Origin of the sequence: uncultured Xanthomonas sp., assembly GCF_964278005.1 — a bacterium.
GTDB classification, from domain to species: Bacteria; Pseudomonadota; Gammaproteobacteria; order Xanthomonadales; family Xanthomonadaceae; genus Xanthomonas_A; species Xanthomonas_A sontii.
On the sequence record NZ_CAXYKF010000019.1, the window covers coordinates 21,586 to 32,508 of the forward strand.

The 10,923-nt window shown below is 62.8% G+C and carries 10 protein-coding genes and 1 pseudogene; 7 read left to right on the forward strand and 4 right to left on the reverse strand.

The genetic code is table 11. The annotated features are described in order from the left end of the window. The first annotated feature begins 211 nt into the window (after positions 1–211). The 4 genes from ACHWVH_RS12605 (at position 212) to ACHWVH_RS12620 (ending at position 4,226) form a co-directional block, all read left to right on the forward strand. Entirely contained in the window at positions 212–1,123 is a 912-nt protein-coding gene (locus tag ACHWVH_RS12605) for a type II toxin-antitoxin system RelE/ParE family toxin (RefSeq protein WP_394687289.1), read from the forward strand. A gap of 786 nt (positions 1,124–1,909) precedes the next feature. After that, positions 1,910–2,365: a hypothetical protein gene (locus ACHWVH_RS12610; protein WP_394687290.1), complete on the forward strand. Its 456-nt coding sequence runs from the start codon at positions 1,910–1,912 to the stop codon at positions 2,363–2,365. 312 nt (positions 2,366–2,677) lie between these two features. Next, positions 2,678–2,890 (forward strand): hypothetical protein, encoded by a 213-nt coding sequence (locus ACHWVH_RS12615; RefSeq protein ID WP_394687291.1) that lies wholly within the window; start codon positions 2,678–2,680, stop codon positions 2,888–2,890. A 73-nt stretch (positions 2,891–2,963) separates the two neighbouring features. Next, positions 2,964–4,226, forward strand: coding sequence for a lipase family protein (locus ACHWVH_RS12620; RefSeq protein WP_394687292.1), 1,263 nt, complete (start codon positions 2,964–2,966; stop codon positions 4,224–4,226). 300 nt (positions 4,227–4,526) lie between these two features. Here the strand turns inward: ACHWVH_RS12620 and ACHWVH_RS12625 are convergent, their stop codons facing one another. Beyond that, a complete protein-coding gene (locus ACHWVH_RS12625) occupies positions 4,527–5,228 on the reverse strand; it encodes a DUF2306 domain-containing protein (RefSeq protein ID WP_295911594.1) in 702 nt (233 codons plus the stop codon). A gap of 273 nt (positions 5,229–5,501) precedes the next feature. Between ACHWVH_RS12625 and ACHWVH_RS12630 the strand changes: the two genes are divergently transcribed. Together ACHWVH_RS12630 and ACHWVH_RS12635 are read left to right on the forward strand one after the other, a co-directional pair. Next, positions 5,502–6,329 carry a restriction endonuclease gene (locus tag ACHWVH_RS12630; RefSeq protein WP_394687301.1) on the forward strand — a complete coding sequence of 276 codons (828 nt, stop codon included), beginning with the start codon at positions 5,502–5,504 and terminating at the stop codon, positions 6,327–6,329. A 173-nt stretch (positions 6,330–6,502) separates the two neighbouring features. After that, positions 6,503–8,056 carry an ATP-dependent endonuclease gene (locus tag ACHWVH_RS12635; protein ID WP_295911596.1) on the forward strand — a complete coding sequence of 518 codons (1,554 nt, stop codon included), beginning with the start codon at positions 6,503–6,505 and terminating at the stop codon, positions 8,054–8,056. Between the two features lie 100 nt (positions 8,057–8,156). Here the strand turns inward: ACHWVH_RS12635 and ACHWVH_RS12640 are convergent, their stop codons facing one another. Together ACHWVH_RS12640 and ACHWVH_RS12645 are read right to left on the reverse strand one after the other, a co-directional pair. Beyond that, positions 8,157–8,528, reverse strand: coding sequence for a type II toxin-antitoxin system RelE/ParE family toxin (locus ACHWVH_RS12640; RefSeq protein WP_295911598.1), 372 nt, complete (start codon positions 8,526–8,528; stop codon positions 8,157–8,159). A 354-nt stretch (positions 8,529–8,882) separates the two neighbouring features. Continuing rightward, a pseudogene (locus ACHWVH_RS12645) lies at positions 8,883–9,164 on the reverse strand (HigA family addiction module antitoxin); the annotation flags it as partial. Positions 9,165–9,418: 254 nt separating this feature from the next. Between ACHWVH_RS12645 and ACHWVH_RS12650 the strand changes: the two are divergent. After that, positions 9,419–9,751, forward strand: coding sequence for a hypothetical protein (locus tag ACHWVH_RS12650; RefSeq protein ID WP_295909733.1), 333 nt, complete (start codon positions 9,419–9,421; stop codon positions 9,749–9,751). Between the two features lie 113 nt (positions 9,752–9,864). Here ACHWVH_RS12650 and ACHWVH_RS12655 read toward each other — a convergent pair whose 3' ends face one another. After that, complete coding sequence (locus ACHWVH_RS12655) at positions 9,865–10,923, reverse strand: virulence RhuM family protein (RefSeq protein WP_394687293.1); 1,059 nt, start codon at positions 10,921–10,923, stop codon at positions 9,865–9,867.

Consider the following 10,923-nt stretch of genomic DNA (forward strand, 5'->3'; position numbering starts at 1 on the left):
GCGGCGGCCGTGCCGCTTCGGTTCGTCCCGCCGGCCGGCGGCGATGATCGGCCGGCAGCCCAGCGCGTGAACGCCAGGTGTCGGCCGGTGCCGGCCATCGCATCGGCTGCCATGGCCGTTGCCGGCGCAGGCGGTACGATGGCGGCCTCCCACGTTCGCCCCCTCCCCGGAACCGCATGAAGGCTGGCCTCCCCGACGCCGCCGCGACGGCATGAGCCGCGCGTCGCACCGCGCGCCCGTCGCCGCCGAGACACGCAGCGAACGCTGGCAGCGCTGGATCGCCTGGCTGCTCAGCGCGCTGCTGCACGTGCTGATGGCGCTTGCTCTGCTGTATGCGGCCAAGCCCACCATGTCCACGCCGCAGGGCGCGGCCGGCGGCAGCCGGATCCGCGTGGACTTCCTCGGCGACAGCGACAAGCCGGCGAAGCCGCTGCCGCCCAAGCCCAGCCCGCCGCCGGCGTCCGCCGCACCCAAGCGCACGCGTGCCACCACCACCGTGCAATCCACCCTGGTCGCGCAGTCCGACGACCCGGTGCCGCCGCCCGATCGCGTCGACACGCCGAAAGCGGCGGACACGCCCGCGCCCGCGCCCGCCCCGGCGCCGCAGCCGCGTCCGGCACCGCCGGCGCCCACCCCGCCCGCGGACGCCCCGGCGCCGAGTCCGGCGCAGACCGCCGACAGCAATCCGCCGCCGCCGACCGAGCGCCGTCCGCAGACCTGGACCGGGCGCCCGCCCGGCGCGCTCGACACCGACACCGCCCCGGACAACAGCGGTCTGGCCGCCGGCCCCGGCAGCCGCGGCAACCGCCACGACATGGACGCGGCCCAGCCCAGCCTGGAGGTCGGCGGCTACCTGGTCTATTACGACCTGGGCAGCGAGAGCCAGCTGCGCACCTGGCAGCAGCAGGGCATGAAAGAGATGTTCATCCTACTGCCCGGCACCGAATACCGCATGGTCTGCCCGCTGGAAATCGCCCTGACCCGCGGCTCCGGCAAGTGCCGCGCCCTGCCGCCGGACTCGCCGGAGCTGAAGAGCATCGGCGACGCCCGCCAGGTCATCACCATGCTGCAGGTCTATCACCAGGGCGAGCTGGTCTGGCGCGGGCCGGGGCCGTATCGCTGAGTTGCTGTGAGCGGGCGATCGGTGCGTCCACCCTTGCTGCAGTCGGGACTGAAGTCCCTCCCACAAGGAGCGGCCAGCCTTCAGCACGTCCGTCGGCATTCGCACCGGCGACCAGGGTTCCGCCCTTGTGGGAGCGGCTTCAACCGCGACGCGCGAACCCGTCGGCGCATCCGATCTCACTGCAGTCGGGACTGAAGTCCCTCCCACAACGAGCGACCAACCTTCAGCGTTGCCGTCGGCACTCGCACCGGCGACCAGGGTTCCCCCCTTGTGGGAGCGGCTTCAGCCGCGACGAGTGAACCCGTCGGCGCATGCGAATGCACTGCCGTCGGGACTGAAGTCCCTCCCACAAGGAGCGACAGCCTGCAGCGCTGTCATCGGCACTCGCACCGGCGACCAGGGTTGGGCCCTTGTGGGAGCGGCTTCAGCCGCGACGAGTGAATCCATCGGCGCATGTGAATGCACTGCCGTCGGGACTGAAGTCCCTCCAACAAGGAGTAACCAACCTTCAGCACGTCCGTCGGCACTCGCACCGGCGACCAGGGTTGCGCCCTTGTGGGAGCGGCTTCAGCCGCGACGAGTGAACCCAGAACCAGGCGATGCGCTGCGAAGCGAAGGCGCCGCAACGCCCGCACCTGCAGCAACACCACCCGGCGCCATCACGCCCGCTTTGCATTCGCTGCCGGCGCGGTTGCTAGAGTCTGCCCGCGCCGCCGCGGCCGCCTGTGCCCCGCTTTGTAGGTATCGCCAGGCCCGGCGCCTTTCCTCCATTGAAGGAGTCTCGACATGCCCCGGACATTCCCCCTCGCAACACTCGCCCTCGCCGCCGTCGCCCTGCCCGCGCTGGCCCAGTCCGACCGACAGGTGGTCGAGGACATGCTGACCCGCTCGGCCAACGTCTGCCCGGGCCATAGCACCGACCGCACATCGCCGGCGGTGAAGGCCGTGCCGGTGGGCGCGCTGCGGGTGATGCTCGATCGCGGCCTGGTGATGTGCCCCGACCGTCGCCTGGACGCCACCGCCCCGGCGGTGTTCTACGGCAGGCTCGGCGTGTTCGCCTGGAACCCAGAGGTTCCCGCCGGCTCCAGCGTGATCGTCAAGCAGATCGACGCGATGACCCGCAAGGACGAATACCCGTCCGACACCCTGGTGTGGGATGCCAAGGGCACGCCGCTGAAACAGCAGACCGTCCCCGCGTTCGAACCCAAGCCCGGCGCCACCGTGCTGTACCAGGTTCGCTGACCCCGTTCCGCTGGCCCGCGCACGGGTCGGCAAGATCGATCGCAGCCGGCGGCCCGCAAGGTCCGCCGGCTTTTTTACGCCGCGGTGCGAGTTCCATCGCGACCGCGCGCGGCGACAGACAAGACACGCCGTGACGCGCACGACGTCGATGATGTCCTGCTTCTGTCCTTACGCCGCCCACGCGTTTCGTGGCGGCGGACAATATTCGGATCATCGGGCGCGATTATCCATCGCAACCGTCCGATTATCTTTAAATCAAGATTATTGACTTCTGAAAAGTCCGCTTCAGAAGCGTAGACAAATTCCTGTGACGTGCACGCAGCCAGCCGAAACAGCGGAATTCGGCTGGATTCGCGCGAAACCATGCGGATCTTTCATCCTTTCCTCGTCGCCACTGTGGCGCAGCGCACGCCGCAGCATCGATGGATTTCGGCATTTTCTGACGCGATGTGTCCTGAAATTCCATCAGGCGCGATGCGAATCAATACCGCAGCTAAATATTATCTCGTCGTGTCGCAAAAATAATGCGGACGACATAGTAGCGTTTGCGCCCTCCCCCACCCCCCGGGCGACCGGGATTCGACACGAGGATGTTTCCATGGCCACACAGCGGAATCGGCTGGCGCTGCGCGCACTTTCCCTCATCGGCATCGCGGGCGCGTTGTTGCCCATCGCCGCCACGGCGTCACCGGCGCGCGGCACCGTGCTCAAGAGCAATGTCCTGACCAGCTACACCCGCCAGGCAATCGCCACCCTGCTGGCCAACGACCAATCCCCCGACCAGGCCAAGTGCGACGTGCGCGTGGCCGAGTTCACCTACGCCACCATCGGCGTCGATGGCGAACCCACCACGGCGTCGGCGGCGCTGCTGGTGCCGGGCGGCAGCCAGTGCCCCGGTCCGTTCCCGCTGGTGAGCTACAGCCAGGGCACCGAGTCGCAACGCCGCGCCGAGCAGGCCAAGGAGATCCGCGACGACAAGGGCGACGACACCATGGTCACCCACCTCGCCACCCAGGGCTATGTGGTGGTGAGCAGCGACTACCTCGGCATCGGCCAGTCCACCTACGCGTTCCACCCCTACCTGCACGCCGCGTCCGAGGCCAGTTCCACCATCGATGCGATGCGCGCCGCGCGCCAGGTGCTGCAACGGCTCAACACCCCGCTGTCGGGCAAGGTCATGCTGACCGGCTTCTCGCAGGGCGGGCATGCCGCCATGGCCACCCAGCGCGAGATCGAAGCGCACCTGTCCAACGAGTTCAACCTGGTCGCCAGCGCGCCGATCTCCGGCCCGTACGCACTCAGCCAGACCTTCCGCGACAGCTGGAGCGGCCGCAACGCCGTGGGCGAGAACACCTTCGGCATCGTCCTGGCCAGCTACGCCATCGTCGGCATGCAGCACACCTACAAGAACCTCTACCTCGACCCATCGCAGGTGTTCCAGGATCCGTGGGCGAAGAAAGTGGAGAAGCTGTTCCCCGGCAACCAGAGCCTGACCGACCTGGTGCTCGGCGACACCCTGCCGGGCGTGGACAAGATCCGCCAGTACTTCCAGCCGGGCTTCTACAAGGACTTCGCCAGCAACGCCAACGACCCGTTCCTGCGCGACCTGGAGCGCAACGACCTGCTCGACTGGGCGCCGCGCACCCCGACCCTGCTGTGCGGCTCGGACAACGACGCCACCGTGCCGCTGAAGAACGCCACCACCGCCATCGCCGCGTTCAAGGCCCGCGGCAGCCACCAGGCGACCGTACTCGACCTGGGCACCGGCAAGCCCAGCGACAACAGCGCGCTGGAGCACCTGGCGACCGAAGACGCCTGCGCCGTGGCCGTACGCCAGCAACTGTTCGACACACTTCGCTGAGGTCGCGGCGGACGACAACGCAGGCGCACTCCCTCCCCCGGCGCCTGCGATCGTCCGTCCCGCTGGCTGCCATGCCTGGGCGCAGGCGTGGCAGCGTTTTTCCGTGCGGTGCGGACACGGCCTGCTGTGCGAGGCCGTCGCCGATCGGCGACGAGGACGACCGCGCGTTGTACGCAGCGACGCGACCGTGGGCAAGCGGACGTTGCCGACAACGGGCTCAGGTAGCGGGCTGACGGCAGAGCAGCGTGGCGATGCCGCAGCGGCATTCGCACGCCGCCACACATTCCCGAACGCCTGACATCATCCCGCGCCCAGATCGGCACCACGCGGCGACATCGACACCTGCTTTCGTCGGCCCCGCGCATCGGCGAGCGCGCGGCCCACGCCATACACCGACAGCGGCACCACCCAACTGGCCCACAGCAACAGCGCGATCAAGCCCGGCGACGGCGTCATGCCCAGACCGATCGCCGACGGCAACGACATCCGGAACACCACCGGCGCCAGCGTCGCCAGATAGGCCCGCACCATCCAGCGCTGATGACGCAGCACCTGCCCACGCCAGATCGCCATCAGTCCGACCGACCCGGTCACCAGCCACGCCAGCGCCGTCGCCGCGAACGCCACCCGGATCGCAAACGGCGCCGGCGAGGTCGCGATCAGCCCGACCGCCCCGACCATCGCCACCACCATCCCCGCGAAATACGCCCGCCCCACCCAACGATGCAACCGCGGCCAGCGCCGCCACCGCTGCGTCGCGAACTGCAGCGCCCCCAGCAACAGACCGACCGCCCCGCCACCGAAATGGCACCACAGCCAGCCGCGCCGGGTCAGGAACATCGCATAGGCCGGCGACTGCAGCGAGGCGTACTTCAGATAGACCGAATGCACGAACTCGGTGGCGCTCAGGGCAAGGGCCAGCCAGAGCAGCCACCACGCCAAACGCACGACCGGCGTGGTGCGTGGTGGCGCCAGTTGGCGGCGCGTCGGCTCGCTATTCATTCCCTGCCCCAACGCTGCGCCGGACCATCGGCAGCGCGACACTAACATGGACGTCTCGGCGCCACGGAAGGCGGCGACGGGCGGCGGACAGGCGCGTCCGAGAACACTGCCGCACACGTCGCTTCGCCGATCGGCACAGGCGATCCGGCTACCGATCGCGACGCCGCCACCCAGCCTTAAATGCAAATCGCGTCTCGTTTTGTAGACGACACAGTTAACAGTACAGACATCTGCCGCACACAGGTCTATGGTCGATCCGGGGACGGGGGTCGCATGGGACGCAGACAGGGGAAAACCGGATTCGACGCGCTGGCGGCACTGCCGTGGCCAGTGGGAATCATGGCCGGCATCGCCGGCTTCCTCGCCGTGCGCGACGGCATCCCCTGGTGGTTCTCCCGCCACGACGGCGCGCTGTCGCAGGCCATCGCCCAGCAAGCGCAAGGCGCATTCGCGCCCCTGGCGTGGATCCTGCTGCTGCTCTGCTGGATCGCAGCGCTCGCCTCATTCCTCAAGGCGCGGCACCGCCGCCGCCTGCTGGACACCCGCACGACCCTGGAAAGTCTGGCCGCCGGCGGCTGGCACCAGTTCGAACTCCTGGTCGGCGAAGCCTTCCACCGCCAGGGCTACGCGGTAGAAGAAACCGGCCTCGGCGGCGCCGACGGCGGCATCGACCTAATCCTGCGCAAGGACGGCCGCCGCACGATAGTGCAATGCAAGCAATGGAAGCGGCAGCAGGTCGGCGTCTGCGTCGTGCGCGAGATGTATGGATTGCTGGCACATCACCAGGCCGATGCGGTGAAGATTGTTTGTGTTGGTAGCTTTACATCAGATGCCACCCAGTTTGCACAAGGAAAGCTTCTTGAACTGATCGGCGCAGAGAATCTCCTGAGAATGATCCAGGCAACGCAACGCGTTAGCGCTGCGCAAAGCTATGCCAAATCACAGATAGAACCCGATCTTGTGAAGATGGGGGTTACCGCCAATCCAACTGCGCCTGTATGCCACCGATGGGGAAGCGCAATGGTACGTCGAATCAATAGGCGTACAGGCAAGGGCTTTCTTGATTGTAATGAATTTCCAAAATGCAGAGGATCCGCTTAGATGAAACTGGACCACCGCTCTTTTGTAAAACAAAAATTTGGGCGAATTCAAAAGTGGATTCAACAAACTTTCGCAAAGTGATTTCATGCTAAATGTAAAATCTACTTTTTGAAATCTTCCAAAAATACAATTTTATCGAATCTTTTTAAACATAATTTTCAATGGCGTGATAAATGAAATATCGAGAAAGCCAAACAGACAAAGAACTTAGGTCATGGTTTGCAAATGATCTCAGCAAGGCACTTCTACGAAAAATATACCTGCAAGCAGGAAAACTTCGCGGAATAAGCTCGTTAGACCTTAACTTTGATTACCCCATAACAGCAATCGCCGGAGTGAATGGTGCAGGGAAGTCAACAATCCTAGCAATGGCGTGTTGCGCATATCATAACCGCAGCAAAGGCTTTAAGCCGCCTCGTCGGAAAACAACCTATTACACTTTTTCTGATTTTTTTGTTCAACATGTAAATGAAATTGCTCCACAAGGCGTAGACATCCGATATCAGATAGCTTATGACAAGTGGAAGCCCACACCTCATCTTCCAGAGGGTAAAGGCTTAGCTTGGCAGAAAAGATGGAAAGCCAAAGGTGGAAAATGGAATAATTATTCCGACAGGGTATTTAGAAACGTCGTTTTTCTTGGAATTGAAAGAATAGTCCCTCATAGCGAGCGCAGTCAATCCAGATCATATTCAAGGTCATTCAAAGACGTTCCTCAAAAAGGGTGGGAATCTAAAGTCAAAGATGCGGTAGGCTATGTCCTTGGAAAAAATTATGATCAGTTCAGGTATTTGGAACATACGAAATATAGCCTCCCAATTGTTCAATGCAACGGCGTTACTTATTCTGGCTTCAACATGGGAGCTGGTGAGAATGCGCTTTTCGAAATATTTTCAAACATGTACTCGGCAGGAGAAGGCGCGCTTTTAGTAATGGATGAAATAGAACTTGGACTACACGCTCGTGCCCAAAAACTTTTTATGAATAAGCTCAAAGAAGTGTGCAAAGAAACAAAGACACAGGTGTTATGCACAACTCATTCCAAAGAGATATTTGAATCGTTGCCGGACGACGCACGATTTTTTGTTGAATCAGTCTCCGGAAAAACCAAGGTTACGTCAGGAATGTCGGCCGAATTTGCGTTCTCCAAAATGGGGAACAAAACGCCCCCTGGCGCCATCATTTTTGCGGAAGATGAAATTGCACGATCAATAGTACAAGCAATCCTACCTGCCAACATACGATCACGAATTGAGATCTGTGTAATAGGTTCCGCCTCAGCCCTTTCGCGCCAACTCGCGGCATCATATCTAAGAAAGGAAGCCACGCCGGTAATTGCAATATTTGATGGCGATCAACGCATGAAAGAGAAGGACAATTTAAATCACGCCGCCAAGATGGCTGAAACTAAAATTCAGACCATCTCTAAATGGTTCGGCGAACATATATCTTACTTGCCCGGGGCTATATGGCCAGAGTCATGGATGATTCAAAAGTGTAAAGATATTCCAGCCGCAGTCGCCATCGCGCTGAACACTGAAGAGGGAGAAATACCTGAAATCATGGAATATGCGCTACAAGCTGGAAAGCATAAAGAATTTTATGAAATATCCACGCACGTAGGATTGCCTAAGGATCAGTGCATGGATAGAATTTGCAGCGTAATTTCTCATCATTTCTCAAATGAATTTGATGAACTGAGAGATAAAATAATTAACTTATTTTAACAGGGATCAGAGCCTGAGGTATCCCCACGTTTTCTGAAGGGGCAACTATCTGGTTGAGGACGTGTTCGGAAATCGGGGTGGGAGTTCAATAATTGCATCTTCACCCTCGGCTCCACAGCCCAGCGAAATCGAACGAAAGCTGCCGGTCGTGGCGGATGGAGAGCAGATACACGGTGGTGGATGCCTCCGTCACCGTGTACAGCATCACGTAGTCGCCGTGCTGGTGGATGCTCAACGCATCCGGCGCTCCCGCCGGCAATGCGGCCAGTTGCGCCAGCGCCTCGGCTGATTGCGGCGGAGTGTCCAGGTAGGGCCGGCCGATGCGCGGGAAACGCCGCAGGTTCGGGATCACGGCCGCCCGCGATTCGGCGAGCAGGTCATCGAAGGCCGCAGCAGCATCAGCGTCCAGCAGAAACGCTTCGATCGCGTCGAGGCACGCGATGAAGCTCTCCGTCAGTTCGACGCGATGCAATGGTCAACCCAACTTCTTGGTCGCGCGCTTGCCTGGGCTAACCCCATCGGGTGTCTTGATCGCCGCGCGCCGCTGCTGCAGTTGATCGATTGCGCCATCGGCATCGACCGTGCGGCAGGCGGCGACGTCGGCCAAGCTGCGCTTCGCATCGTCGAGCAACAGCAGATGGATGCGCTCGCGCTCGAGCCGGTGGTAGTAGTCCAGCCGGTCGGCGTCGATCAGCGCGACGTAGCTCTCGCCGTTCTTGGTGATGATCTTCTCGGCGCCGGCCTTCGCCTGGTCGGCCAGTTCGGAGAGATTGGCGCGCGCCAGGGTGACAGACTCCACGTTGGTAACGGAAAAACCCGTTGGTACCAGCCGCTTGATCCGCTCCGGAAAGTCACCAAGCAAGCGACGCGCCTCTTCCAGTTCGTAGTCCGCCTGCAGACTCAGCCAAAAGCGTTCGGTCGTGCCCAACGCCGCAGCCAGGCGCACGGCGGTGTCGGCGGTGATGCCGCGCTTGCCCAGCACGATTTCGTTGATCCGGCGCGGCGGCACGCCGGTGACGCGGGCAAGTGCGTTCTGACTAATGCCCAGCGGGACGAGGAACTCGTCGCGCAGCACGTCGCCAGGATGGATGTTGGGCAAGGAGGCCATGACAGGATGCCTGAATTGGTGGGTCGGCGATGGCGACCTCATCCAGCGACCATAACGGCGCCCGTCATACGACGCAATCCGTTACGGCGTTGCGCAAGGCCCCTCTGCTCAAGTGTTGGAAGCACGCCAATAACGCGACGCGGCGGCGGATTGGGGCGAGCCTGCGCACGATGGGGAACTCCTCCCCATTCTTGACCTCCCATACATCCAACCCATCGCATCCTCGCCCCGATTCCAACACCGGAGGCGGGGACATGACGAAGTGGATGGGAGCGGCGCTGGCCGCGGCGATGCTGGTGACCGGCTGCGCCCGCGTGGAGGGCGAGAAGTTCGTCGGCCACTGGGTCAACGTGGAGTCGAAGGACGACACGATCGACATCGAGCGCAATGGGGAGTCGTTCATGGTGCGCAACACCACCCCGCGCTTCTTCACCCGCAAGCCCAAGACCGAGAGCTACCCGGCCATCTACAAGGACGGCGTGCTGCAGGTGACCAGCGACGGCGAGACGGTGAACTTCGCCATCGACGAGGCCGATGGGCACCTCAACACCGGCAGCGACGAGTACCAGCGGGTTCCGGCCAAGTAGTCGCGCGACGTCGAGCCCGGACCCCGGGCTCGCCTGGCCTGCCCGCATCGGAAGGTTGCTGCGGGCGGGGCATGGGTGCCGGCAGTTCGCCGGTTCCCGGGACGCCGCTTCGCTTACTCGCCAGTGGGACGCTTGGTCCGCGTGGACCGGCGTTTTTCGCTCTCGAGCGCTTTCAGCTTGCGCGTTGCCTCTTCGAAATCGCGCTCTACCGGCGACGGTTCTTCCAACGTGCGCTGCCTGTAGCGGGCGAACTCGGCCTTGGAAAATTCCAGCGCCTGTTCGCGGCCGATGCGGCCGGCATGCGTCAACACCTCGCGGTCGCTCAGGCGCAGGAAATCGTCCAGCTTGGCGATCCAAGCGTCCATGGTCATCGGCCTGCGGTTCATGGCCTGCAGTTCCGCGAACTCCAGGTAGGCGGTGACGATGCGGTTCAGTGCCTCCAGCTCCTCCGCATTCAAGTAGCTCTTGGCGACGACCGCATCGGACGCGCGCGGCGCGGCGCCCACCCAGTTGGTCATGCCGCTGTGCGGCTTGCTGGCGTCGGCGCGCTCCATGAGCAGTTCGGCGGCGGTGTGGCCATGGGCCGCCCAGTGCATCTTGTTCTGCACGGTGGCGAAGAAACGCTGGCTGGCCTCGGCCGATGGGTCGTAATCCACGCTGGTGGCGTAGATGTCCAGCACCTTGCGCCAGAACAGCTTCTCCGACGAGCGGATGTCGCGGATGCGGCCCAGCAGTTCTTCGAAATAGCCATCGTCAGGCCCGCGCTTGAGCCGTTCGTCGTCCAGCGCGAAGCCCTTGACCAGGTACTCGGACAGCCGCGCCGTCGCCCACTGGCGGAACTGCGTTCCGCGCGCGGAGCGGACCCGGTAGCCGACGGCGAGGATGGCGTCGAGGTTGTAGTGCCTGAGGTTCCGGCGTACCTCACGCGTCCCCTCCTGGCGAACTTGTAAGTAATCCTTACATGTTGCCTCTTCACGCAGTTCGCCCTCCTCGTAGATCGTTCTGAGGTGCTGGGTGACGTTCTGCGGGGTCGTCTGATACAGCTCCGCGATCTGCGCCTGCGTCAACCACACCGACTCGCCTTCCAGCCGCACCTGGATCCGCGTCTGCGCATCCTCGCTGCGATACAGGATCAATTCCGAGGTGGGGGCGTCCTTGTCGTCGTTACGCAT

What these genes read in the sequence shown, in the direction of transcription:
- ACHWVH_RS12605 (WP_394687289.1), top strand. Translation starts at nt 212, where the DNA reads ATGAGCCGCGCGTCGCACCGCGCGCCCGTCGCCGCCGAGACACGCAGC.
- ACHWVH_RS12610 (WP_394687290.1), top strand. Translation starts at nt 1,910, where the DNA reads ATGCCCCGGACATTCCCCCTCGCAACACTCGCCCTCGCCGCCGTCGCC.
- ACHWVH_RS12620 (WP_394687292.1), top strand. Translation starts at nt 2,964, where the DNA reads ATGGCCACACAGCGGAATCGGCTGGCGCTGCGCGCACTTTCCCTCATC.
- ACHWVH_RS12625 (WP_295911594.1), bottom strand. Translation starts at nt 5,228, where the DNA reads ATGAATAGCGAGCCGACGCGCCGCCAACTGGCGCCACCACGCACCACG.
- ACHWVH_RS12630 (WP_394687301.1), top strand. Translation starts at nt 5,502, where the DNA reads ATGGGACGCAGACAGGGGAAAACCGGATTCGACGCGCTGGCGGCACTG.
- ACHWVH_RS12635 (WP_295911596.1), top strand. Translation starts at nt 6,503, where the DNA reads ATGAAATATCGAGAAAGCCAAACAGACAAAGAACTTAGGTCATGGTTT.
- ACHWVH_RS12650 (WP_295909733.1), top strand. Translation starts at nt 9,419, where the DNA reads ATGACGAAGTGGATGGGAGCGGCGCTGGCCGCGGCGATGCTGGTGACC.
- ACHWVH_RS12655 (WP_394687293.1), bottom strand. Translation starts at nt 10,923, where the DNA reads ATGCGTAACGACGACAAGGACGCCCCCACCTCGGAATTGATCCTGTAT.